This window comes from Rhizobium sp. WSM409 (assembly GCF_057653825.1).
Genome location: NZ_CM172794.1, coordinates 1,750,717 through 1,775,750, shown reverse-complemented (window position 1 = coordinate 1,775,750; position 25,034 = coordinate 1,750,717). Strand labels below are relative to the sequence as shown.

22 protein-coding genes are annotated in these 25,034 nt (G+C 61.4%); 2 read left to right on the top strand and 20 right to left on the bottom strand.

What is annotated here, in order from left to right:
• Window positions 1–64: 64 nt before the first annotated feature.
• The 10 genes from lpdA to AC25BC_RS08945 form a co-directional block, all read right to left on the bottom strand.
• The gene (lpdA, locus tag AC25BC_RS08990) at window positions 65–1,513 is read right to left on the bottom strand and encodes a dihydrolipoyl dehydrogenase (RefSeq protein ID WP_012757332.1); all 1,449 of its coding nucleotides are present in this window, start codon (window positions 1,511–1,513) and stop codon (window positions 65–67) included.
• Between the two features lie 16 nt (window positions 1,514–1,529).
• Window positions 1,530–2,111: a GNAT family N-acetyltransferase gene (locus AC25BC_RS08985; protein WP_012757331.1), complete on the bottom strand. Its 582-nt coding sequence runs from the start codon at window positions 2,109–2,111 to the stop codon at window positions 1,530–1,532.
• A gap of 2 nt (window positions 2,112–2,113) precedes the next feature.
• Window positions 2,114–2,755 (bottom strand): SGNH/GDSL hydrolase family protein, encoded by a 642-nt coding sequence (locus AC25BC_RS08980; RefSeq protein WP_012757330.1) that lies wholly within the window; start codon window positions 2,753–2,755, stop codon window positions 2,114–2,116.
• 19 nt (window positions 2,756–2,774) lie between these two features.
• Window positions 2,775–4,139, bottom strand: coding sequence for a pyruvate dehydrogenase complex dihydrolipoamide acetyltransferase (locus AC25BC_RS08975; protein ID WP_128439369.1), 1,365 nt, complete (start codon window positions 4,137–4,139; stop codon window positions 2,775–2,777).
• 15 nt (window positions 4,140–4,154) lie between these two features.
• Window positions 4,155–5,546: a pyruvate dehydrogenase complex E1 component subunit beta gene (locus AC25BC_RS08970; protein WP_012757328.1), complete on the bottom strand. Its 1,392-nt coding sequence runs from the start codon at window positions 5,544–5,546 to the stop codon at window positions 4,155–4,157.
• A 15-nt stretch (window positions 5,547–5,561) separates the two neighbouring features.
• Window positions 5,562–6,608 carry a pyruvate dehydrogenase (acetyl-transferring) E1 component subunit alpha gene (gene pdhA / locus AC25BC_RS08965; RefSeq protein WP_012757327.1) on the bottom strand — a complete coding sequence of 349 codons (1,047 nt, stop codon included), beginning with the start codon at window positions 6,606–6,608 and terminating at the stop codon, window positions 5,562–5,564.
• A gap of 145 nt (window positions 6,609–6,753) precedes the next feature.
• Window positions 6,754–7,074: an FtsB family cell division protein gene (locus AC25BC_RS08960; protein WP_012757326.1), complete on the bottom strand. Its 321-nt coding sequence runs from the start codon at window positions 7,072–7,074 to the stop codon at window positions 6,754–6,756.
• Window positions 7,075–7,211: 137 nt separating this feature from the next.
• Window positions 7,212–8,486 (bottom strand): phosphopyruvate hydratase, encoded by a 1,275-nt coding sequence (gene eno, locus AC25BC_RS08955; protein WP_012757325.1) that lies wholly within the window; start codon window positions 8,484–8,486, stop codon window positions 7,212–7,214.
• Between the two features lie 137 nt (window positions 8,487–8,623).
• On the bottom strand, window positions 8,624–9,469 hold the full coding sequence (kdsA, locus tag AC25BC_RS08950) for a 3-deoxy-8-phosphooctulonate synthase (protein WP_012757324.1): 846 nt from the start codon (window positions 9,467–9,469) through the stop codon (window positions 8,624–8,626).
• Entirely contained in the window at window positions 9,466–10,362 is an 897-nt protein-coding gene (locus AC25BC_RS08945; RefSeq protein ID WP_012757323.1) for a VOC family protein, read from the bottom strand. Before AC25BC_RS08945 ends, kdsA begins: the two co-directional genes overlap by 4 nt.
• A gap of 198 nt (window positions 10,363–10,560) precedes the next feature.
• Between AC25BC_RS08945 and lexA the strand changes: the two genes are divergently transcribed.
• Entirely contained in the window at window positions 10,561–11,280 is a 720-nt protein-coding gene (gene lexA / locus AC25BC_RS08940; protein ID WP_012757322.1) for a transcriptional repressor LexA, read from the top strand.
• Here lexA and AC25BC_RS08935 read toward each other — a convergent pair.
• The gene (locus AC25BC_RS08935) at window positions 11,261–13,693 is read right to left on the bottom strand and encodes a ComEC/Rec2 family competence protein (RefSeq protein ID WP_128439368.1); all 2,433 of its coding nucleotides are present in this window, start codon (window positions 13,691–13,693) and stop codon (window positions 11,261–11,263) included. The genes lexA and AC25BC_RS08935 overlap by 20 nt on opposite strands.
• A 290-nt stretch (window positions 13,694–13,983) precedes the next feature.
• On the opposite strand from AC25BC_RS08935, the gene gltA reads away from it, so the two are divergent.
• Window positions 13,984–15,273 carry a citrate synthase gene (gene gltA, locus AC25BC_RS08930; RefSeq protein WP_012757320.1) on the top strand — a complete coding sequence of 430 codons (1,290 nt, stop codon included), beginning with the start codon at window positions 13,984–13,986 and terminating at the stop codon, window positions 15,271–15,273.
• 32 nt (window positions 15,274–15,305) lie between these two features.
• Here gltA and lpxB read toward each other — a convergent pair whose 3' ends face one another.
• The 9 genes from lpxB to AC25BC_RS08885 form a co-directional block, all read right to left on the bottom strand.
• Window positions 15,306–16,484, bottom strand: a complete 1,179-nt coding sequence (gene lpxB, locus AC25BC_RS08925) for a lipid-A-disaccharide synthase (RefSeq protein ID WP_012757319.1) — start codon at window positions 16,482–16,484, stop codon at window positions 15,306–15,308.
• Window positions 16,481–17,362, bottom strand: a complete 882-nt coding sequence (locus AC25BC_RS08920; RefSeq protein ID WP_003559080.1) for an LpxI family protein — start codon at window positions 17,360–17,362, stop codon at window positions 16,481–16,483. Before AC25BC_RS08920 ends, lpxB begins: the two co-directional genes overlap by 4 nt.
• A 3-nt stretch (window positions 17,363–17,365) precedes the next feature.
• Window positions 17,366–18,184 carry an acyl-ACP--UDP-N-acetylglucosamine O-acyltransferase gene (gene lpxA, locus AC25BC_RS08915; RefSeq protein ID WP_003559078.1) on the bottom strand — a complete coding sequence of 273 codons (819 nt, stop codon included), beginning with the start codon at window positions 18,182–18,184 and terminating at the stop codon, window positions 17,366–17,368.
• Window positions 18,181–18,648, bottom strand: a complete 468-nt coding sequence (fabZ, locus tag AC25BC_RS08910; RefSeq protein WP_003539296.1) for a 3-hydroxyacyl-ACP dehydratase FabZ — start codon at window positions 18,646–18,648, stop codon at window positions 18,181–18,183. The genes lpxA and fabZ overlap by 4 nt, the downstream gene beginning before the upstream one ends.
• Complete coding sequence (gene lpxD, locus AC25BC_RS08905; protein ID WP_012757318.1) at window positions 18,641–19,705, bottom strand: UDP-3-O-(3-hydroxymyristoyl)glucosamine N-acyltransferase; 1,065 nt, start codon at window positions 19,703–19,705, stop codon at window positions 18,641–18,643. The genes fabZ and lpxD overlap by 8 nt, the downstream gene beginning before the upstream one ends.
• A 50-nt stretch (window positions 19,706–19,755) precedes the next feature.
• Window positions 19,756–22,089, bottom strand: a complete 2,334-nt coding sequence (gene bamA / locus AC25BC_RS08900) for an outer membrane protein assembly factor BamA (RefSeq protein WP_032996633.1) — start codon at window positions 22,087–22,089, stop codon at window positions 19,756–19,758.
• Between the two features lie 199 nt (window positions 22,090–22,288).
• On the bottom strand, window positions 22,289–23,422 hold the full coding sequence (gene rseP / locus AC25BC_RS08895; RefSeq protein WP_128439367.1) for an RIP metalloprotease RseP: 1,134 nt from the start codon (window positions 23,420–23,422) through the stop codon (window positions 22,289–22,291).
• A 28-nt stretch (window positions 23,423–23,450) separates the two neighbouring features.
• The gene (locus tag AC25BC_RS08890) at window positions 23,451–24,281 is read right to left on the bottom strand and encodes a phosphatidate cytidylyltransferase (RefSeq protein WP_012757315.1); all 831 of its coding nucleotides are present in this window, start codon (window positions 24,279–24,281) and stop codon (window positions 23,451–23,453) included.
• Complete coding sequence (locus tag AC25BC_RS08885) at window positions 24,281–25,024, bottom strand: isoprenyl transferase (protein WP_012757314.1); 744 nt, start codon at window positions 25,022–25,024, stop codon at window positions 24,281–24,283. Before AC25BC_RS08885 ends, AC25BC_RS08890 begins: the two co-directional genes overlap by 1 nt.
• Between the last annotated feature and the right edge of the window lie 10 nt (window positions 25,025–25,034).

The following is a 25,034-nucleotide window of genomic DNA, read 5'->3' as shown; positions in this document are numbered from 1 at the left end:
ATGGCTTTGCCACCCCTTGGGGATGGCGTTGCCACCCCGACATAAAGGGCAGCCTTGGAAATTATCAAGCGTTCAGGACACGGCCGTAGGCATCGAGCACCGCTTCCTTCATCGATTCCGACACGGTCGGATGCGGGAAGATCGTGTGCATCAGCTCTTCCTCGGTCGTTTCGAGGTTCATCGCGACGACGAAGCCCTGAATGAGCTCGGTGACTTCGGCGCCGACCATGTGGGCGCCGAGCAGCTCACCGGTCTTCTTGTCGAAGATCACCTTCACCATGCCCTGGTCTTCGCCAAGCGCGATCGCCTTGCCGTTCGCTGCGAACGAGAAGCGGCCGACGCGGATGTCGCGGCCCTGTTCTTTGGCTTTGGGCTCGGTGATGCCAACGGAGGCGACCTGCGGATTGCAATAGGTGCAGCCCGGGACCTTGCCCTTGTCGGTCGGATGAACGTTCGGCAGGCCGGCGATCTTTTCGACGCAGACGACGCCTTCATGCTCTGCCTTGTGCGCCAGCATCGGCGGGCCGGCGACATCGCCGATCGCATAGATGCCGGCGATATTGGTCTTGCCGTAACCGTCGATGACGACGCAGCCGCGGTCGGTCTTGACGCCGAGCGCCTCGAGACCGAGGTTTTCGATATTGCCCTGAACACCGACGGCCGAAATCAGTCGGTCGGCGGTGATCTGCTGCACCTTGCCATCGGCCGTCTCGACATGGGCGGTAACGCTGTTGGCGGCCTTGTCGACCTTCGAGACCTTGGCGCTGGTGAAGATCTTGAGGCCGCGCTTTTCAAGCTGCTTGCGGGCGATCGCCGTGATCTCGGCATCCTCGACAGGCATGATGGTCGGCATGACTTCGACGACGGTGACGTCGACGCCCATCGAGCGGTAGAAGCTGGCGAATTCGATGCCGATAGCTCCCGAGCCCATGACGATCAGCGACTTCGGCAGAACATCCGGCTTCAGCGCCTCAAAATAGGTCCAGATCAGCTTGCCATCCGGCTCGATGCCGGGCAGCGCGCGCGGACGGGCACCGGTGGCGATGATGATGTGCTTGGCGGTATAGGTGCCCTCGCCGCTCTTGACGTTCTTCGGCAGCGGATGCTGCGGCTCGACGACGGCCTTCGACGACTTGCCGACGACGACCTCTCCCGGCTTCGTGATCTTTGCCTCGCCCCAGATGATGTCGATCTTGTTCTTCTTCATCAGGAAGCCGACGCCAGCATTCAGGCGGGCGGAGACGGCCCGCGAGCGGCCGACGACGGCCTTGGCATCCGGCTTGACCGTGCCTTCGAGAACGAGGCCGAAATCCTTGAAGTGATTGGCGTGATCGAGCACCTCGGCCGAGCGCAACAGCGCCTTGGTCGGAATGCAGCCCCAGTTCAGGCAGATGCCGCCCATATGCTCGCGCTCGACGATCGCGGTCTTCAGGCCGAGCTGGCTGGCGCGGATGGCGGCGACATAGCCGCCGGGACCCGAGCCGATGATGATGACGTCGTAGGATTCAGCCATGTGTTTCCTGCCTTTGTTACGCTGCGCTGCGGGTCATGAGCACCCACGCATGTCTTTTGCTGTTTTCGAAGAGCGGCACGGCATCGGCGCGCGCAGCCTCCAGGAATCCGTTTCTTCCATAAAGCGACAAAGCCGCTTCGTTATCACTTGCGGTAATGAGACTGACGGGCCGCCGATCGGCCCTTTCGATCTGATCGTCCAGCAGCCTGCGTCCGATGCCGATGCCGCGCAGGTGGCGATAGACGCCGAGACTGCCGATGAACCAGCTTCCGACCACCGTTTTCTGCAAGGCGAGCATCGGTGCGGTCGCCGGAATCGTCGCCTCGATATCGCCTATCCCCTCACCCAGCGCATGGCCGATCGCCACACCAGCGACCTCGCCATAGGCCTCTGCAATGACGGCATCCCGCCAGCTGCCGACAGCTTCCTCCTCGCTCATCTTCAGCCGGCCCCGCTCCAGCGGCGTGTCGCTCACGCCGTTTTCCACACCGGCAACCCAGAGCCAGGAGGCAAAACCGCGCGATGCGATATCCGCCAGAATCGCCAGCTCCGAGGCATCCCGCCGTGAGGCCTGCCGGAGGGCGATGAAGGAGGTCATGGTCAGATCCCCAGCATCATCCGCACGATCGATTCCAGCCCGCGACCGAGCGCACGCGTATTCTCCGCATCGAGGTGAATGCCATCGATCGGTGTGGTCTTGGCGACAGAATTGCCGTCGAAGAAGCCACAACCGAGTTCGTCGGCAAGATCACGATAAAGCGTTGCAAGTTTTGCCGATTCCTCGATGCCGCCGGGAAACGACGCGGCGAAGGGCACATTGCCCGTCGCGCGGATCGCCGGTGGCGCCACGATCAGGATCTCCGGCCCATCGAATTCGAAGGGCCAGGCATGATTGCGGATCAGCCGCACGAGCCGGCTGATGCCCTGGCATGCGGCAAAGGCCGAGCCTGCCACGACCGGCTTCATGTCATTGGTGCCGAGCAGAAGGACGACGAGGTCGAGCGGCGCATGCGTCTGCAGGATCGTCGGCAAGATGCGCGCACCGTTGCGGTCACAATCGGCGAGGTGGTCGTCGAAAGCGGTGGTGCGACCGTTCAGGCCTTCGGCAATGACGCGGGCCTCACTGCCGAGCGCTGCCTGAAGCACGCTCGGCCAGCGATTCTTGTAATCATGACGGCCGATCGTTTCGGCGTCATAACCCCAGGTCAGCGAGTCACCATAGCAAAGAACGGTCTTGGTCATTTCCGCCTCCGCGACGCTATCAGACAAGCATGCCCATCGGGTTTTCGATGTAGCCCTTGAAGGCCTGGAGCAGCTCGGCGCCGAGCGCGCCATCGACGCAGCGATGGTCCGTCGAGAGCGTGACGGACATCACGGTCGCAATCGCCATCTCGCCCTTCTTGACGACGACCCGCTGTTCGCCGGCGCCGACCGCGAGGATCGTCGCATGCGGCGGGTTGACCACGGCTGCGAAGTTCTTCACGCCCATCATGCCCATGTTCGAGACCGAACTGGTGCCGCCCTGATATTCCTCAGGCTTCAGCTTGCGGTCCTTGGCCCGCTTGCCGAGATCGCGCATCTCGTTGGAGATCGTCGACAGGGTCTTTTCCTCGGCCTTGCGGATGATCGGCGTGATCAGGCCGCCGGGGATCGAGACAGCAACGCCGACATCGGCATGCTTGTGCTTGATCATGTTGTTGTCGGTCCAGGAGACGTTCGCATCCGGAACGTCGCGCAGCGACAGCGCCATGGCCTTGATGACCATGTCGTTGACCGAGAGCTTGTAGGCCGGAGCGTTATCCTTGCGCGGAGCCGCATCGTTCAGCTGGGCACGCAGCGCCAGAAGCGCATCGAGTTCGCAATCGACGCTGACGTAGAAATGCGGGATCGTCTGCTTGGATTCGACCAGGCGCCTGGCGATCGTCTTGCGCATGCCGTCATGCGGCACGAGCTCGTAGGAGCCCGGTTCGAAGAGCTTGAGCACGGCTTCTTCGGAAGCGCCCTTCGGGGCAGCGGCGGCCGGAGCCGGAGCTGCGGAGGCTTGCGGAGCGGAAGCAGCAGCGGCGGGGGCTGCGGCCTTGGCGCCGCCGCCGGCAAGGGCGGCTTCGATGTCGCTCTTGACGACGCGGCCGTGCGGGCCGGAGCCTGCGACTGCCGAAAGGTCGATACCGGCTTTCTTGGCCAGCCTGCGGGCAAGCGGCGAAGAGAAGGCGCGGCTGCCATCAGATGACACCGATGCGGGTGCAGCGGCGGCTACAGGTGCCGCAGCCGGAGTAGACTGGGCCGGAGCCGGTGCAGCTTCGGCCTTCGGCGCGGCTGCACCGTCAGCTTTCGGTGCCGGAGCAGCGGAACCCGCACTGCTTGCGGCAGCGGAGACATCCTCGCCATCGGCGGCGAGAACCGCAATCAGCGCATTGACCTTGACGCCTTCGGTGCCGGCGGCAACGACGAGCTTGGCGACCGTGCCTTCATCGACGGCTTCGACTTCCATCGTCGCCTTGTCGGTCTCGATCTCGGCGATCACATCGCCAGACTTGACCTTGTCGCCTTCCTTGACCAGCCATTTGGAAAGGTTGCCTTCCTCCATGGTCGGAGAGAGGGCGGGCATCGTGATATTGATCGGCATCGAAACACCCTCCCCTTATTTGTAGCAAACAGCCTTCACCGCATCGACCACTTCGCCGACGTTCGGAAGGGCGAGCTTTTCGAGATTGGCGGCGTAAGGCATCGGAACGTCCTTGCCTGCGATCGTCAGGATCGGCGCATCGAGATAGTCGAAGGCCTGCTGCATGACGCGGGTGGCGATTTCGGTGCCGACGGAGGACTGCGGATAGCCTTCCTCGACGGTGACGAGACGTCCGGTTTTCTTCACCGATTCGATAACAGCCGGCAGGTCCATCGGGCGGATAGTGCGAAGGTCGATCAGTTCGACATCGATGCCGAGCTTTTCGAGTTCGGCGACAGCCTTGATCGCATAGGTCATGCCGATGCCGAAGGAGACCACGGTGACGTCCTTGCCGGGACGATGGATGCGGGCCTTGCCGATCGGCAGAACGAAATTATCGAGCTTCGGCACATCGAAGTGCTGGCCGTAGAGAATTTCGTTTTCGAGGAAGATGACCGGGTTCGGATCGCGGATCGCAGCCTTCAGCAGGCCCTTGGCATCAGATGCCGTGTAGGGCATGACGACCTTCAGGCCGGGAATGGCGCTGTACCAGGCTGCATAATCCTGGCTGTGCTGGGCGCCGACACGGGCCGCTGCACCATTCGGGCCGCGGAAGACGATCGGAGCGCCCATCTGGCCGCCGGACATATAAAGCGTCTTGGCAGCGGAGTTGATGATCTGGTCGATCGCCTGCATGGCGAAGTTGAAGGTCATGAACTCGACGATCGGGCGAAGGCCGGCCATGGCTGCACCGACGCCGACGCCGGCAAAGCCATGCTCGGTGATCGGCGTATCGACGACGCGGCGGGGGCCGAATTCCTGCAGCAGGCCCTGCGTGACCTTGTAGGCGCCCTGATATTCGGCGACTTCCTCGCCCATGACGAAGACGTTTTCGTCGGTGCGCATTTCCTCGGCCATGGCGTCACGAAGCGCTTCGCGCACGGTCGTCGACACCATTTCGGTGCCGGCCGGGATTTCCGGATCGTTCTGCACCTGGGCTTTCGGCTCGGCGGGAACGGGTGCGGATGCCGGAGTTGCGGCAGCCGGCTTTTCCTCCTGCGCGGCCTGCGGTGCAGCAGCCGGCGCTGCTGCCGGAGCGGACGCAGACATGTCGGATGCGGATTCACCGTCCTGCAGGAGAACGGCGATCTTGGCGTTCACCTTGACGCCTTCGGTTCCGGCAGGAACCAGAAGCTTGCCGATGACGCCTTCGTCAACGGCTTCGACTTCCATCGTCGCCTTGTCGGTTTCGATTTCGGCAATCACGTCGCCGGAGGTGACCTTGTCACCTTCCTGCTTCAGCCATTTGGACAGTGTGCCTTCTTCCATGGTCGGAGAGAGGGCGGGCATGAGGATATCGATAGGCATGGGTTCCCTCCCCGATTAGAGCAGAATGTCGGTATAGAGCTCGGATGCATCCGGCTCCGGATCGGCCTGGGCGAAATCGGCGCTATCGGCGACGATGTCGCGAACATCCTTGTCGATCGCCTTCAGATCGTCTTCGGAAGCCCAGCCCTTTTCGACGAGGCGTGCCTTGACCTGTTCGATCGGGTCATGCTCGGAGCGCATCTTCTGCACTTCGTCCTTGGAGCGATACTTCGCCGGGTCGGACATCGAGTGACCGCGATAACGATAGGTCAGCATTTCGAGAATGATCGGACCCTTGCCGGAACGGCAATGCTCGAGCGCCTCGTCGGCGGCCGCCTTGACGGCGCGGACGTCCATGCCATCGACCTGAATGCCGGGGATGCCGAAACCGGATCCGCGAAGCGAGTAATTCGACTGCGCGGTGGCGCGGGCAGTCGAGGTGCCCATGGCGTAACGGTTGTTCTCGACGATGTAGACGATCGGCAGCTTCCAGAGAGCAGCCATGTTGAAGCTCTCGTAGACCTGGCCCTGGTTGGCAGCGCCGTCGCCGAAATAGGCGATGGAGACATTGTCATTGCCGCGGTAGCGGTTTGCGAAGGCAAGACCCGTTCCGAGCGAGACCTGGGCACCGACGATGCCGTGACCGCCGTAGAAATGCTTCTCTTTCGAGAACATGTGCATCGAGCCGCCCTTGCCGTGGGAATAGCCGCTGCGGCGCCCGGTCAGTTCCGCCATGACGCCACGCGCTTCCATGCCGGTTGCCAGCATATGACCGTGGTCGCGATAGGCGGTGATGACCTGGTCGCCATCCTTCTGCGCCATCTGCATGCCGACGACGACAGCTTCCTGACCGATGTAGAGGTGACAAAAGCCGCCGATGAACCCCATGCCGTAAAGCTGGCCGGCCTTCTCCTCGAAGCGGCGGATCAGCAGCATCTCGCGATAGGCCTTCAGCTCTTCATTGCGATCGAAGTCGGCTACCGGGCCTCCATTCGATGCTTTGGCTGCCGGTTTTGCTGCAGTTTTGCGGCTGGAAACGGTCGCGGTCTTTCGCGGCGCCATTCAACCCTCCCTATGGGTTTGTCGTTTCTTGGTGGCGCGTACCATAGGGAAGAAATATGAGCACAGCAATGCCATAATTGCATGGCTCGTATTCGGTGCTAAATTATTGGAAAAACATTGAAAATTCCAATTAACCTGTTTCCGGTTAATTGGAATAATGATTGAATACGACGATCTCGTCGGCGCGCGACATGTTGAGCTGATAACGCGCTTTTTCGTCCAACATATCCTTATCGAGCGACCCGTCACTCAAGAGCGCGACCTGATTTTCCAGATGTTCGCGCTTCGCCTTCAAGATCGCAAGCTCTTTTTCACGCGCGACACGCTGATGCTCGAACGTCTCCGTTGCGCGCAGGCCGTAATCGCCATGGATGCAATGATAACCGAAATAGGAGAGGAAGGCGACCGTCATGGCCGGAATGACGAAGCGACCGATCTTTCTCTTCTTATGATGCTTTGTCCACATACACGCATGCTCTTGAACGCATTACCAATTCGTTCAATCTAACGTGCAGAGATTAACCGTTCGTTGACTCTAAAAAACGGGCAACAAAAAACCCGCGCCGGGAAGGCGCGGGTCAAGCCGTTGAAAATCAGATCCGATCAGCCGCGAACGATCGAGCGGCCGGCATACTGGGCCTGCGGGCCGAGGCCCTCTTCGATACGGATCAGCTGATTGTACTTGGCAAGACGGTCGGAGCGCGACAGCGAGCCGGTCTTGATCTGACCGCAGTTGGTGGCGACCGCGAGATCGGCGATGGTCGAATCTTCGGTCTCGCCGGAGCGGTGGGACATGACGGCGGTATAGGCCGCCTTGTGCGCCGTGTTGACGGCATCAAGCGTCTCCGTCAGCGTGCCGATCTGGTTGACCTTGACGAGGATCGAGTTGGCGACGCCCATGCGGATACCGTCGCGAAGACGGGCGGAGTTGGTGACGAAGAGATCATCGCCGACGAGCTGGGTCTTCTTGCCGGCTAGGTCGGTCAGCGTCTTCCAGCCATCCCAGTCGTCTTCGGCCATGCCGTCCTCGATCGAGATGATCGGATACTTGGCGGCGAGTTCGGCCAGATATTCGGCCATGGCGCCCGATTCCAGCGTGCGGCCTTCCCCTTCGAGAACGTATTTGCCGTCCTTGAAGAATTCCGTCGAGGCGCAGTCGAGGCCGAGGCACATGTCGTCGCCCGGCTTGTAGCCGGCTTTCTCGATCGACTTCATGATGAAGTCGAGAGCTTCCGGCGCGCTCTTCAGGCCCGGTGCGAAACCGCCTTCATCGCCGACATTGGTGTTATGGCCCTGTGCGGCAAGTTCCTTGCGCAGCGTATGGAAGACTTCCGAACCCATGCGCACGGCTTCGGCGATCGAATCGGCGCCGACCGGCAGGATCATGAATTCCTGGAAATCGATCGGGTTGTCGGCATGGGCACCACCATTGATGATGTTCATCATCGGCACTGGCAGCAGGCTGGCGGAAGCACCGCCGACATAGCGGTAGAGCGGCAGGCCGGACGCCTGGGCGGCAGCCTTGGCGACGGCGAGCGACACGCCAAGGATGGCGTTGGCGCCGAGACGCGACTTGTTCGGCGTGCCGTCCAGCTCGATCATGATGTTGTCGATCTGGATCTGGTTTTCGGCGTCGATGCCGCCGATCGCGTCGAAGATCTCGGTGTTGGCGGCTTCGACCGCCTTTTCGACGCCCTTGCCCAGGTAGCGCTTGCCGCCGTCACGCAGTTCGACCGCCTCATGCGCGCCCGTCGAGGCGCCCGAGGGAACGGCCGCGCGGCCCATGCTGCCATCTTCGAGATAGACATCGACTTCGACGGTGGGGTTGCCACGGCTATCGAGAATCTCGCGGGCGATGATATCGGTGATTGCAGTCATGGGTTCTTCCTGCTCGGTGGGTGATAAATGGTTCGAAACCTGTCTTAGTCGAAGGCGTGCAAATTACAATGCTGCAATAGCCTTCGGACCAGCGTTCGGATGTGGCCTATAGCACGATCATGTCAGACTGTTGAACGTCAAGCCTTGGCGACCGCATCGAAGGCGAGCAGCTTTTCGAGAAGCCGCGGCATGTCCTTGAGATAGACCATGTTCGGGCCGTCGGAAGGGGCATTGTCGGGGTCCTGATGGGTTTCGACGAAGACGCCGGCAATACCGGCAGCCACTGCTGCCCGCGCCAGGGTTTCTACGAATTCCCGCTGACCGCCGGAGGAATCGCCCTGCCCGCCCGGCTGCGCTACGGAATGGGTCGCATCGAAGACAACGGGCGCACCCATCGCCGCCATGATCGGCAGCGAGCGCATGTCGGAAACCAGCGTATTGTAACCAAAGGAGGCGCCGCGCTCGCAAAGCAGCACGTTCGGATTGCCGCTGGCGTTGAGCTTCTTCAGAACATTCTTCATATCCCAGGGAGCGAGGAACTGGCCCTTCTTGACATTGACGACGCGGCCGGTCTTGGCGGCGGCGATGAGAAGGTCGGTCTGGCGGCAGAGGAAGGCCGGGATCTGCAGGACGTCGACGACCTTTGCCACCTCCGCGCATTGCTCGGCGGTATGAACGTCGGTCAGGACGGGAAAGCCGAACTCCTTTTTGAGGTCGGCAAAGACCTCCATGCCTTTTTCAATCCCGATACCGCGTTCGGCCGACAGCGAGGTGCGGTTCGCCTTGTCGAAGGAGCTCTTGTAAACGAGGCCGATGCCGAGCTTGCCGCAAAGCTCCTTCAGCGTGCCGGCGACCATGAAGGCGTGGTCGCGGCTCTCCATCTGGCAGGGACCGGCAATCAGCGACAGGCGGCCGGTATTGGAAAAGCTGACCTGGCCTTGGCCTTCGCCGATCCTGACTTCGGAATTCGTATCAGTGCTCATCGTGTTTCCTCGAAGGCGAAGAGCGTGCCCTGCCCGGGCGCGGGCTTCACCAGAATGCGATTGTTCTTGCGCGCGTATGTCACCCCGTTAGCAGCCAAATGCGCTTCTGTCACGGCAAGATCGGCGACAGCGAAGAGGATTGCCCGGCCGCGCAGGCCACGATCTGCGGATGAGCCGACGATGTCGAAATAGGCCTCCAACCCTTCCGCCGTCATCAGGCTGATTTTGGCATTCGACGCCGGGATATTGACGCCGAAACCGGTTTTCTCGACTGCCGATTGCACCACGGCGAGGCTGACGAAGGCAGCGAAGGCGGCAGCATCAGGCGCGCAAAGCGCTATCTCGACTATGCCGGTGACGCCATTGGCATGCGTCTCCAGCACGGCGCGGTCGGCCGGCAGCGGATTGACGCGCTCGACGGTAAATAGCAGGAGATCAGGCGCGCGCAGATCGCCGGCAAAAGCCAGCTTGAAGCCGGCAATCGTCTCAGAACCGTCCGGCATCGTCATCGGCCGGGTGAACTGCAGCATCTCGCCGGCGCTCGATCCGTTACCGACGAAATTCTGATGATCGATGCCGGCATCCTTGCTGCCAAAAGCCAGCCCCGAAAGCCCCTCCGCGCCGCAGCGGAAGCGGAAAGCCTGATTGCGGGCGGTGAAGACATTGCCTTGGCGCGCCGACGCCTCGCTCTCCTCGACGCTCGCAATCCCGAGCGGCTCCAGATAGGTCTTGTCAGCAAAGAAGACGCAGGCATTCTCCGTTCCGAAGGGATGGCGCGCATCGGGGGCAACGGTGAAGCCGAGCTTGCCGAGCCTCTCGCGCGCCAGATCGATATTGACGACCGGCAGCACGACATGATCCAGCGGGTGCGGTTTGGCGGAGTGCTCGTTCATGATATCCCTCCCTGACACGGCAAGAGATGTGCGACAGCGCTTCCCTCAACGCAAGACTTCTGTGCCAATCCGGCGAATGAAAATAAAAATCTCAACGAGTTGGCGCCAAGTTTTACGGAAATTTAGCTACTTGCGGAACACATATGGAACATATAGTGTCTGTTCTGGATTTGTTTCAATCACGAGGTCACAACGTCGATGCTCACGCGCAAACAACAGGAGCTTCTCCTTTTCATTCATGAGCGCATGAAGGAATCCGGCGTTCCGCCATCTTTCGACGAAATGAAGGATGCTCTGGACCTCGCCTCGAAGTCCGGGATTCATCGCCTGATTACGGCGCTCGAGGAGAGAGGCTTCATTCGCCGCCTACCGAACCGCGCCCGTGCGCTCGAGGTCATCAAGCTTCCGGAGGCCTACAGCCCCAGCATCCAGCCGCGGCGCGGCTTTTCGCCGAGCGTCATCGAAGGCAGCCTGGGCAAACCTCAGCCGGTCGCCGCCCCTGCTCCCGCAAAACCCGTCGCCGACAACGGCAACTCGGTTTCCGTGCCGGTCATGGGCAGAATCGCCGCCGGTGTGCCGATCTCGGCGATCCAGAACAACACCCACGACATCGCCGTTCCGGCCGACATGCTCGGTTCCGGTGAACATTATGCCCTGGAGGTCAAGGGCGATTCGATGATCGACGCCGGCATCTTCGACGGCGACACCGTGATCATCCGCAATGGCAGCACCGCAAGTCCTGGCGACATTGTTGTTGCACTCGTCGATGACGAAGAAGCGACACTCAAGCGCTTCCGCCGCAAGGGCGCCTCGATCGCACTGGAAGCGGCCAACCCGGCTTACGAGACCCGGATTTTCGGACCAGACCGTGTTAAGGTGCAGGGCAAACTCGTCGGCCTCATTCGCCGCTATCACTGACATCGGTTAGGCCGGATTCGGTAAAGCTGTTGCTGCGCCAGTCAAAGGCGCGATGGCGCATCCATGGTCGCGACAATGCGTCAAATGCGGTTGCCACCTCCAGGCCGGCGTCCGCGAAGCGCAACTCGATGGATCCGGTCCTGCGCAGCGTCTCGCCGGTGAAGAGCGTCGCACCTGAGCGGCAGCTGTTGAAACGCAGGCGGACCGACGTCACGATGATATCGGCCGCGTCGCATGCCGGGCCGAGATAGGCGGCATTGTCGATGACAGCAACCACACGACCATTGCCAAGCCTTGATGCGCACCAGGCCCTCTTGACGCAGGAAAAGCGGTTTGCTTCACCGGCCGCTGCGGCCGCCCGCATCGCTGTCCTCGCTTCGTTCTGCTGATCGCGGGAAAGCTTGACGCGGCGGTCTTCTCCTACCTGCGGGATAGCAGGACCATCCAGCATCTTCGGCGGATCATGTCTCGGCAGGACCAGGGCTCTCTGCCACTGGTCGAAGATGAAATCCGGTGGTCTTTCACGGTTGGAAGCCATTGCTGCCGCTTCGACCACCGCGACGAGACTGCCATCCTCCGAAATCACCAGATCCGGCGGCCGGGGAACCGGTAGAAGCAACAGGATGAGCGTTGCGACCGCGATGATTGATGTGCCGATATGGCGCAGCCGGGTGCGGAGCAGCGTCAGCAGCAGAAAGCCTGCCACGGCGACCGCGAAATACCAGGCGGGCAAGCGGCCGACGTCGATATTGCCATCCCAGCCGGACACCGTCTTTGCGACCGCGATCACCAGATCGAGGCCGAATCCGACGACCTTCCAGGGCAAAACATCCAGACCGAAAGGCATGAGCAGCATCGCCAGCAAGCCGGCCGGCATGACGATGAAGGAGATGATCGGCATCGTCGCGAGGTTTGCCGGCAGGCCGTAGGCGGTCAGGCGATGAAAATGCTCGATCGAAAACAGCGCGGTGGAAAAACCGCCGATCAGCGAAGTCAGGAAGACGCCGCCGAAGAAACCGGCAACCGTAACGACGGGCCTGATGATAGGTAGCTTCAGAAAGGCGTTTTCGCGGACGCGCCGGTCCTTCCACAACTGATAACCCGAGACCAGCGCCAATGTCGCGGCAAAGGACATCTGGAAGCTCGGACCTAAGACCTCGGACGGTGAAATGAGGATGATGACGAGGGCGGAAAGCGCGACATTGCGCAGGCTGATCGACGGCCGGTCGAAGAAGACGGCAATCAACATGATGGCCATCATGATGAAAGCGCGCTCGGCAGAGACCGCAAAGCCCGAAATCAGGAAATAGGCAGTAACGGCGATGAGCGCGCCGGCGGCAGCGATCTTCTTCGTCGGGTAGGCCTCAGCGATACCGGCAAAGATGCTGAGCAGCATCCGAAAGCCGACGAAGAAGATGCCGGCCGACAGCGCCATGTTGAGACCGGAGATGGCGATGATATGAGCCAGACCGGACTGGCGTAGTGCCTCCGTCGTCGCATCCGAGATGGCGCGCCGCTCGTCCGTCACCAGTGCGGCGGCAAAAGCGCCGGTATCGCCGGGCAGGATCGACCTTATCCGGTCGCCAATGCCGCTGCGCAGCCGGTAGAGCCCTTCGAGCAGCGCTTCCACCGCCGATCTTGCAGCCTGCGGACCTGCCTGCGCATCGACCTTCGTCGGTGCACCGTAGAAGAAGCCGTTGGCGCCGATGCCGTCGAAATAGGCACTGAAGGAGAAGTCGTTGAGCTCGGGAAGTGCTGGGCCCGCCGGCGGCGTCAGCCGCGCCCTGCCGGTGATGATATCGCCGATCTCGAAGGCTGCGTCCGCACCGCGGGCGATGGCGGTGATGCGTTCCGGCGGCCGCTTGACCTGAGGCGCTTCAGTGCCGGTGACGGCAAGAATGTAGCGCCACCGGCCGCGACCATCGCCTTCGCGCCGCTCGACGCGGCCGGTCACCGTCGTCGTCACTGATGAATCGAGGATCACGGTCGAAGCCCGCCAGCTCTCGAACTGCGCCGAGACTATGCCGCAAGCCACGAGCGAAAGCGCCAGCAGCGCTGCCCGCAATGCCGCCCGGTTGCGGCTGGCGATGAGAACTGCGACGGTCAGCACCAACAGGCAGAGCAGCGATGCAGTGAGCGGAAAATCCGATGCCGCGAGAAACCAGATGGCTGACCCGGCGCCGAGGAAGACCGGCGAGAACAGCAGCAGGCGGCCATGGTCCGTCTCCTCGCCCAGCATGCGCATGCCGGCACGCAGCAAGTGCGAGGCTGCGGCCGGCAGCCGGTGGCGCAATGGTATTGCCGACTGCGTCCTTGCCGGTCGCGTCACCACGACTGGTGGTGAAAAATTGGAGGAGCCGGCAAGGCCTTCGCCTGTTTCCGGCCGCAATTCGACTGACGTCAACTCCTGCATGAACCGCCCAAGCCCGGCTGCGAAGGCAGTCAGAATGCAACCTCCAATCAAATCCGGCAAGCATAATCGATTGAAATATGAGGCAAAATCGCGAGCCCCAAAAGACCAGTCGAATCATCGGCTTCCGATATGCGTGTGGCTCATCGCTGCAGTGCCTAAAAGGTGATACCGCATTGCACAAAATGCCATCACAGTAACTTGGCATTAGCTTCGCGATCATATAGCTATCGGTGAGGACGCTTAACCCCTATGGCGCTTTTATGGCGCCACCGCCATTTCGGAGGATCAGCATGACGGATCAAAGCGCTACAATAAAAATCGGTGACAAGTCTGTCGACCTTGCTGTCAAAAGCGGCACGATCGGCCCGAGCGTCATCGATATCGGTGCCCTCTACAAGAACACCGCTTCCTTCACCTACGATCCGGGTTTTACCTCGACCGCATCCTGTGAATCGAAAATCACCTACATCGACGGCGACGAAGGTGTCCTGCTGCATCGTGGCTATCCGATCGAGCAGCTCGCCGAGCATGGCGACTTCCTCGAAGTCTGCTATCTCCTGCTTTACGGCGAACTGCCGACCACCGTGCAGAAGAAGGATTTCGATTACCGCGTTACGCACCACACCATGGTACACGAGCAGATGAGCCGCTTCTTCACCGGCTTCCGCCGCGATGCGCATCCGATGGCCGTCATGTGCGGCTGCGTCGGCGCACTGTCGGCCTTCTATCACGACTCCACCGACATCACCGATCCGCACCAGCGCATGGTCGCCAGCCTGCGCATGATCGCCAAGATGCCGACGCTTGCCGCGATGGCCTACAAATACCATATCGGCCAACCCTTCGTTTATCCGAAGAACGACCTCGACTATGCCTCGAACTTCCTGCGCATGTGCTTTGCTGTGCCCTGCGAGGAATATGTGGTCAATCCGGTGCTTTCCCGCGCCATGGACCGCATCTTCATCCTGCATGCCGATCATGAGCAGAACGCCTCGACCTCGACCGTCCGTCTCGCCGGTTCATCGGGTGCCAACCCGTTCGCCTGCATCGCCGCCGGCATTGCTTGCCTCTGGGGGCCCGCTCACGGCGGTGCTAACGAAGCAGCCCTCAACATGCTGACGGAAATCGGCACGGTCGACCGCATTCCGGAATATGTCGCCCGCGCCAAGGACAAGAATGATCCGTTCCGCCTGATGGGCTTCGGTCACCGGGTCTACAAGAACTACGATCCGCGCGCCAAGATCATGCAGAAGACGACGCATGAAGTGCTCGGCGAACTCGGCATCAAGGACGATCCGTTGCTCGAAGTGGCGATGGAGCTGGAGCGCATCGCGCTCACCGACGAATATTTCATCGAGAAGAAGCTCTATCCGAACATCGACTTCTATTCCGGCATCACGCTGAAGGCGCTGGGCTTCCCCACGACCATGTTCACCGTGCTCTTCGCGCTCGCCCGCACCGTCGGCTGGATCGCGCAGTGGAACGAGATGATCGAGGATCCGGAACAGCGCATCGGCCGTCCGCGCCAGCTTTATGTCGGCGAACCGAAGCGCGACTACATTCCGGTTTCGAAGCGCTGATCGCTTCAGAAAGAACCCAAAAGAAAACCCGGTCAGAAACGACCGGGTTTTTTCTTTTTCAGCACGTCGAGAAGGATCTCGGCAGCGTGTTCGCCGGGCGGCTTTTCGGTCTGCATGCGTTGCCAGACGAGATCATAACCCTCGTTCATCGCCTTCAATTGGAACGTGTCGGCCGACAGCCGCTCCATCCAGCGCGCCAGGCTGGCGCCGCGGACGATCTCGTTCAGATATTCCGGCACGACGGCATAATCGGCGATGATATTGGGCAATGCGCCCGTCCATACCTTGATGCGCCGGGCGAGCAGGCGGATAATCCAATCCGTCTTGTAAACGGACACCGTCGGCACGCCGGCAAGGGCGAGTTCGAGGATCACCGTGCCGGAAGCTGCCATCGCCGCATCCGCCTCGGCAAGGGCCTTCCACTTCTGCGCCGGCCCGACCGCCACCTCCGGCGGCGTGGCCCAGCCGGCGACGAGCCCTTTCACCAGCGCTTCGTTGTGCGGCACGGTCGGCAGCAGGAATCGCATCGGGCCGTTGCGGGCGACAAGTTCTTTGGCCGCATCCTCGAAGAACGGAAGCAGTTTGGCGATTTCGGAGGATCTTGATCCAGGAAGCATCAGGATCGCCTTGCCGGCTCCCTCGACGGGTGCGCGCATGGCGCGCTGCTGCCGCACTTCGAGCAGCGCCGGATCGGCGGTCAGGCGATGGCCGACATAGGTGGTCTCAGGCCCGCCGAGCGCACGCATTGTTGCCGGCTCGAAGGGCAGGACGGCGAGCACATGATCGACATAGGCGAGCATGCGCGTGGCGCGATATTCCTTCCAGGCCCAGACGCTTGGACAAACATAATTGACAACCGGCAGATCCGGCAGAGCGATGCGGACACGCTTTGCGACGCGATGGGTGAAATCCGGGCTGTCGATGATCAGAAGAATATCCGGCCTTGCGGCGATGATGGCAGCCGTCGTCTGGCGGATCAGCGTATAGAGCTTTGGCAGCCGGCTCAGCACCTGGGTGATACCCATGATCGACAGCTCGGAGAAATCGAACAGGGATCGCAAGCCTTCCGCCTGCAGCCCCTCGCCGCCGACACCGACGAGCTCCACCGGTCCGCTATGAACCCGCTTCAGGGCGGCGATGAGATCGGCACCGAGCAGATCCCCCGACACCTCGCCGGCAATGACGGCGATCTTCAGCGACGCCCCGTTCATTCAAGCCCCCATGCCGGCAGGCCGCGATCGATGCCACAGACGAAGAGCCCAGCCTCATCGGCGGCTTTGATGACGGCGGCGCGATCGAGCACCAGCGAGCGGCCGGCCTCGACGGCGACGCCGGCAAGGCCGGCTTTCCTCGCGTTCAGAACCGTGGAAACGCCGATCGCCGGCAAGTCGGCGCGGATATCCTGTTGCGGCTTGCAGAGTTTGACGAGTGCGCCACGGCGGCGCGGCGAGATGCGCCCGGCGGCTCTGAGACCCGCGACACGCTCCAGCATCTCGTCCGTGCCCTCAAGACCCTCCAGCGCGACGATACGCCCGCCGATGGCGACGGCGCCCTGACCGACATCGAGCCGGCCCAGCATCTCAGCGGCATCGGCTGCGCGCCTGATATCGCGCCGGTCTTCCTCGCCAGGCGCTGCAGCGCCAAGCGGACCGACGTAGGCAAGAAGGTCGGGAGCGATCTCATGAGCGCCGACGACCCGGCGGCCGTTTCCCTCGATCAGCCGGATCACCATCTGCAGCACCGTATCGTCGCCACCGGACAGCAAGGTGCGGATCACGGCCGGCATCTTCATCAGAGTGCGCAGCGTCGGGCGCACCTCGCGCCATTCCGGCCGGCGCCGCACGCTGCCGGACATGACGACACGGCCGATGCCGTAGCGGTTCAAGAGGCCCTCGAGAGCTGCAAAATCGCCGACGCCGATGACGGCATGGTCATACCCTTCCCAGCGCCGGTCGCTTTCGTCCTTCAGCGCGACGATGACGGGATTTTCGCCCGCCGCGCGCGCAGCTTCGGCTACATAGGAAGGCAGAAGGCCGCCGCCGGCGATGATCGCCAGCCGGCCCGCAGCGGTATCGCCGGAAAGAGTCACGGACTAGCCCTTCTGCCCCCGAGTTGGCGAGGACAAGGCGCGGTCGCTGTCGGCGGCGATGAAGTCGAGGATGTGGACCGCCTGCTCGCAATCAGCATATTCTTCGCGGATGGCGGCGGCGTTTTCGCGGACGGAGCCCGGTCCTTCGAAGATCGACTTGTAGGCGCGCCGCACCCTGTGAATGACGGCGCGGTCCACGCCGGCGCGCGTCATGCCGACGACGTTGAGGCCGCTCAGCAGCCCGGGATTGCCGTTCAGCATGCCGTACGGAATGACGTCGTAACTCACTGCCGACAGCCCCCCGACGAAGGCCTGACGGCCGACGCGGGTAAACTGGTGAACGGCCGAGCCGCCGCCCAGGATGACGCGATCTTCGATGACGACATGGCCGGCGAGCATGACGTTGTTCGACATGATCACATGGTTGCCCACCCGGCAGTCATGCGCGACATGCGAATTGGCAAGGAAGAGGTTATTGTCGCCGACGATCGTCTGGCCGCCGAAATCGGCCGTGCCCGTATTCATCGTCACGCCCTCGCGGATCGTGCAGTTGGCGCCGACCGTCAGCGTCGTCTCCTCGCCGCCGTGATGCACGCTCTGCGGATCGCCGCCAACGACCGCCATCGGAAAGATGCGTGTGCCCTTGCCGACCACGGTGCGGCCGGTCACGACCGCATGCGACAAAAGCTCGACATTCGCATGCAGGACGACGTGCGACCCGACATGGCAGAAGGGACCGATCTTGACGCCCTCACCGATGGTCGCGCCGTCTTCGACGACAGCCATCGGATGAATGCGAGCGCTTTCGGCGATAGTGCTCATGCCTGATCCTTACGAACGATCATCGCGCCGATATCGGCCTCGGCGACAAGTGCGCCGTCGACCTTGGCGTCGCAATGGAATTTCCAGATATTGCCGCGCTGCTTGTGCTTCCTGACATGGAATTCAACACGATCGCCGGGTACAACGGGCTTGCGGAAGCGCGCATTCTCGATGGTCATGAAATAGACGAGGTTGCCTGGCTGGCCATCCTTCTTGGCACAGATCGCACCCGCGGTCTGGGCCATGCCCTCGATCAGGAGAACGCCGGGCATGATCGGAGATTCCGGAAAATGACCGGTGAAATGCGGTTCGTTCACCGTGACGTTCTTGATGCCGATCGCCGTGTTGTCGCCGTCAATCTCGATGATCTTGTCGACCATGAGAAACGGGTAGCGATGCGGCAGCAGTTTCATGATCTCGATGATGTCAGCCGAAGAAAGCGTTGTCGTGGCTTCCTCAGTCATTTTGCTTGCCTCCAGGTTTCGTCCCGCGCAGCTTCGTCCTTGACATCTGTTGCGCGACATCTCTCAGATAGTCATTCAGCGGGCGCCCAGGTGTACCACCATATTGTCCGCCGGCGGCAAGATCGGTCATGATACCGCTTTGGGCGGCGATCTGCACGCCGTCACCGATCGTCACATGCCCCTTGATACCGACCTGGCCGCCGATCTGAACGCCATTGCCGATCTTCGCGCTGCCGGCGATGCCGACATGCGCAACGATCGCGCAATGGCGGCCGATCTGAACGTTGTGGCCGATCTGTACCTGGTTGTCGATCTTGGTGCCTTCGCCGATGACCGTATCGTCCATGGTGCCACGGTCGATCGAGGTGTTGGCGCCGATCTCGACATTATCCTGGATGATCACTCGGCCGATCTGGACGATCTTGATCATGCCGCGCGGGCCCGGCGCATAACCGAAACCATCCTGGCCGATGCGGGCGCCGTTGTGGATGATGACGCCATTGCCGAGCAGCGCGCAGAGAATGCTGGCGCCGGCCGCAATCGAACAATCCCGGCCAATCTTGACATTCGGACCGATGATGCTTTGGGCGCCGATGCGCGTCCCTTCGCCGATCTCGGCATGCGCTCCGATGACGGCCATCGGCTCGACGATCACGCCCTTTTCAAGCTTGGCGCTCGGATCGATCACCGCGCTTGGCGCGATCTCGCTTTCACCGGAAAAGACGACCGGGCGCAATGCCGCGGGATAAAACAGGCCGCCCGCCATCGCGAAAGCCGCATGTGGATTGGACGACAGGATGACCGGGATATGGGGGGGTACGAGATCGGCGAGCGCCTTATCGCAGATCACTGCCGAGGCCTCGCATGTCGCCAGTTCATCGCGGTTACGACGCGACAGGATATAGCAGACGTCTCCCGCCCGAGCCCGGCTGATGGGGGCAACGGACCTGACGACAACATCGGCATGGTCGGAATTGGCGAGTTCTGCCCCAAGAAACTCTGCCAGCTCAGCGAGCTTCAGACCTTCATGGGGCAGAAAAAAAACGTTTTGCTCCATCGGCAATGCTCCAGAACGGAATTGAGTCTTACAGTTCCGGACTGCCGATATCAGAATTGGTTGTTGATGCCAAACTTGAAGTTCTGCGTCTTGTCGAAGTCTTCCTTGAGAACCGGGATCGCGTAATCCAGACGCAATGCACCGAAGGGAGACTGCCAGACGACGCCGACACCGACGGAGGCGCGCAGCGAAGCGCTGGTACCGTCGGCCTGGTCTGACCCAAGAAGCTCGACGTCATTGCCGAACAGCGTACCGGCATCGGCAAAGACTGCGCCGCGCAGGTTGAAGTCACGCGGGAAGCCCGGCATCGGGAAGGTGGCTTCTGCAGACGCCGTGAAATAGGTCGTGCCACCGAGCGGGTCATCGTGATCCCCGCGGATGCGCGGGCCGATACCCTTGTTCTCGAAGCCGCGAATATCGCCGTTGGTCAGCGTGAACTGGTCGAAGACGTTCAGATGGTCGCCCAAGGGAACGACATAACCAGCCGAAGCGGAGACCGAGCCGATGATATCGGCATCGTCAGCGAGCAGGTGGTAATAACGGGCCTTGCCGTAGATCTTGTAGAACTGCGAGTCGCCGCCGAGGCCGGCAAGTTCGTGCGTCGCCGTCGCATAGATGCCTTCACGCGGCAGGACGGTGTCGTCAAGCGTGTTGTAGGTCAGCGTCTGCGAGACGGAAGAGCGTGTCCACGGGCTCTCGTCGACCAGATTGGCGTAGGTCGCCGAAAGATCAGAGGTATCGCCGTCATACTTCATCTGCTTGTAGTTATAACGGAAGGTCGTCGCCAGATCTTCGGTGATCGGCGCAGTCACACGCAGGACGACGCTGGTTTCTTCGTAATCGTAGTCGTCGTTGCTCGACGTTTCGCTGCGGTTGACGTCGAAGCCTGCCGCCAGACGGTAGCCGAGGAAATAGGGTTCAGTGAAGCTGACGCCGTAGGCGCGTGAGCCTTCCTGGCCGCCACCGGCCGAGATGCGGATGTACTGACCACGACCGAGGAAGTTCTTTTCCTCGATCGATGCTTCGAGCAGCAGGCCGTCGCCGCCGGCGGCATAACCCGCGCCGACACCGAACGAACCGGTCGACTGATCCTGCACGTCGACGACCACCACGACACGGTCAGGCGAACTGCCCGGCTGGGTGGAGATATTGACGGAAGAGAAGTAACCGAGCGCTTCGAGGCGACGCTTGGCCTTGGTGATCATCTGCTGGTTGAAGGCATCGCCTTCGCTCATGTCGAATTCGCGGCGAATGACGTAGTCGCGCGTGCGGCTGTTGCCGCGGATCTCGATGCGCTCGACATAGGCGCGCTCGCCCTGGTCGACCAGATATTCGACACCGATCGTGTTGTTGTTGAGGTCGCGGTTACCGCGCGGCGTGACGCGCGCAAAGGGATAACCGGCTGACGCCACCTGATCGGAGATCGCCTCGATCGACTTCTGGACTTCCTTGGCGTTGTAGACCTGGCCTTCGCGGGTGCGCACCAGCGGCTGCAGCTGCTCTGAGCCGACGCCTTCGACGGTCGATTGGACGGTCACCGGTCCGAAGTCGTAACGCTGGCCTTCCTCGATGTTGAAGGTCAGCGTGTATTTGTTGGTCGCGTCGTCGAAGGTGGCATCGGAAGAGACGATGCGCATGTCGGCGTAGCCGCGATTGTAATAGAACTGGCGCAGCGCTTCTTCGTCGGCGTGGAGCTTGTCTTCGTTGTAGACATCCTTGCGAGTCAGGAACGACAGGAAGTTCGAACGCTTGGTGGCGATGACGGCAGCCAGGCGGCCGGCGCTGTAGGCATTGTTACCGACGAAGTTGATCGAATCGATCTTGGTGCGGTCGCCCTCGTTGATGACGAAGGCGAGGTTGACACGGCCTTCGCCGAGCGGCACCACCTGCGTCGTGACTTCGACCTCGCTGCGGCCGGTGGCAGCGTAAGCTTCCTTGATCGACTGAATGTCGGCCTGGATCTGGGTGTCGCTGTAGGGACCGGCAGCGTGGGTCTGGACGATCGTCGCGAGCTTGTCGTCCTTGATCTTGCGGTTGCCGTTGAAGACGACCTGATTGACCAGCTGGGCTTCCTGAACGTTGACAACCAGCGTGCTTCCGGAAACCGAGATCTTGACGTCGGAGAAGTAACCCGTGCCGTAGAGCTGCTTGACCGAGGCATCGATATCGCTGTTCGAAAAACTCTTTCCGGGAGCGATGGTGAGGTTCGACCGAACGGCTTCCGCGCCGACACGGCTTGCGCCGCGCACATCGATGCGCTGGATAACCGCGGCCTCAGCGGCCGTAGCGGAAACGAACGTCAAAGCACCTGCGCCCGAAGCAACAACACTAGCAGACAGCGCAACCGCCGATACTGCGTTCAAAAACTTTGAACCAGCCTTCATTTCACCCATTACCTTTTGTTTCCCTCGTCCCCGGCTTCAGGAAACCCCGATTCCGGTCACGTGTGTCGTTTTACCCGCTTTTGACATACAAGCAAGGCAGGTCGTTAATTTCTGTTTACTTCATTTGCAAGCGTGACCCATTCGCCACTACAGCCTTGAAACATCGTAAATAAATAGTAATTAGCCTCGCCTTGCTCGTTTACCCTCTTAACGAGCCAATGTCGTTCCAGGTCGTGAAAACCATCAATGTCAGTATCATCGCCAGGCCGATGCGAAATGCAATTTCCTGGGCCGAAGAGCCGAGCGGTTTCCCCCTCACCGCTTCCACCGCATAGAACATCAGGTGGCCGCCATCAAGTACCGGAACCGGCATCAGGTTAAGCAATCCTATCGAAATAGAAAGCACCGCCGCAAGCTGCAACACTGCGCCTATTCCAAGCGACGCCATCTGGCCCGAAGCTTGCGCCACGCGGATCGGCCCGCCCAATTGATCGGCGCGCATCGTTCCGCTGAAGATGTTGCCGATATATTTGAAGGTGCCGGTGACAATGTCACGGGTCTCAATCACAGCCTCTTGCAACGACTCCAGCGGCGTGTAGGTCTTCAGACGGAAGTTGCCGGCCTCCCGGCTGGTGACGATGCCGATCTGGCCGAGCTCGACCTTGTTGCCGAACTGGTCGGTCTGGTCTACGCGCTGCGGCACCATCGGCACATCGAGCTTCTGGCCGGCGCGCTCGATCGTCACGACGATCTTCTGGCTCGGGCGGATGCCGACATAGCGGCGCACGTCGTCGAAGGTCTCGACCTTGCCGCCGTCGATGGCGACCAGCAGATCGCCTGGAAGGATGCCGGCGGCAGCGGCTGCGCCGTCTGGCTTGACCTCGGCAACGACGGGATCGGCGATCGTGCGGCCATAGACCGAGAAAAGAATGGTGAAGATGGCGATCGCCAGCAGAAAATTGGCGATCGGGCCAGCCGCGACGGTTGCAGCGCGTTTCCACAGCTTGGCGCCGGCAAAGGAGCGCGCCCTGTCCTCCTCGGACATGGCGGCGATCTTGTCGGTGTCGGGCTTGCTCGAGGCATCCTCATCGCCGAAGAACCGGACGTAGCCGCCAAGCGGGATTACCGCAATCTTCCAGCGTGTCCCGTGGCGGTCGGTGAAGCCGAAGATCTCCGGACCGAAGCCGACGGAAAAGGCAAGGATGCGAATGCCGCTCCAGCGCCCGACGAGGTAATGGCCCATCTCATGCACAAAGACGAGCAGTGACAGCACGAGGATGAAGGTAACGATGTTCCCCATCAGAAATGCGTATATGCCGCTCATCGTTTCCATGAGTCCCTTCCGTCAGACTGCCGCGTTGTCAGAGTCCGAACAATGCCGCACCAAGCGACGTCATTCCGGCCCCCTTTATCAGGGAAAAAAGCCCAGCAAGCAAGAACGCCGAAAAACAGGCGAAAATCAGTCCGTCGACACGGTCCATGACGCCGCCATGACCCGGAATGAGACGGCTCGAATCCTTGACGCCGAATTTTCGCTTGATGAACGATTCGAAAAGATCGCCCGACTGGCTGCAAACCGAGAGAACCAATGCCACGCCGGCGGCGATGATTTCAGCGCCCGGAAGGAGAAAATGGACGAGAACGACGCCGGCTACGACCGCCGAAACGGCGCCGCCGATTGCGCCCGACCAGGTCTTTCCGGGCGAGATCGAAGGGGCAAGCTTTGGCCCGCCGAGCGCCCTGCCGACGAAATAGGCAAGGATATCGGTTGCCCAGACGACAGCAAAGACGAAGAGCATGGCGTAAAGGCCAAGCCCGTCATCGCTTCTGATCGCGGCAAGCGACAGGCCGGTGGCGCCGGCATAAAACAGGCCCACTGGCAACCAGCGGCTCGTGCCCTGCAGGATGATCAGGGCGATGCCGACGGCGGTGACGCCGGCCAGCATGCCGGCGGCGAATTCGAAATTGCCGACAAGCACGAGAAAGGCAATCGCCGCCTCGCCGATCCAGCCGACGGCATTGGCGACCCAATCCCGCGCGATGCCTGTCATTTTCGACCATTCATAATAGATCAGCAGGCCGATCACGACCGCCAGGATACGGAAGGCAAGGCCACCATACCAGGTGGCGGCAAGAACGATGGCCGCAAGAATCAGTCCTGAAACGATGCGGAGCTTCAATTCCCTCTGCATCAGGTGCCGACCGCGGCCGCCTGCGACGACAGGCCGCCGAAGCGCCGGTCACGAGAGGCGAATGTATCGAGCGCCGAGCGGAAGATCTCGGGGCTGAAATCCGGCCAATATTCCGGAAGGAAGATGAATTCCGAATAGGCGGCCTGCCAGAGGAGGAAGTTGGAAAGCCGCTCCTCGCCGCTGGTGCGGATGATGAGATCCGGATCGGGGATGCCGGCCGTATCGAGACGGGCGTTGATCAGGGCGGGCGTAATATCCTGCGCTCTCAGGCGGCCGGCTTCGACATCCCGGGCGAGGCTGACGACGGCGCGGGCGATCTCGTCGCGCGAACCATAGTTGAAGGCGATGACGAGCGTCAGCGACGTGTTGTCCTTGGTCGTCTCCTCCGCCTCCAGCAGCAGGCCGAGAATGTCGCTGCGCAGGCTGTCGCGGTCGCCGATCACCTTGATCCGCACGTTCTGGCGATGAAGCTCGGCGAGGTCGCGCCGGATAAAAGCCTTGAGCAGGCCGAGCAGATCGGAGACCTCTGCTTCGGGCCGGCGCCAGTTCTCCGAGGAGAAGGCAAAGAGGGTCAGATATTTTATGCCGGCCGCACCAGCGGCGCGGACTGTCTCACGCACCGCCTCGACGCCCTTGCGATGGCCCATCGTGCGCGGCAGGCCACGTTGCTTGGCCCAACGGCCATTGCCGTCCATGATGATGGCAACATGCTCTGGCACAGTCACAAATACAGATTCCGACATTTCCCGTCCG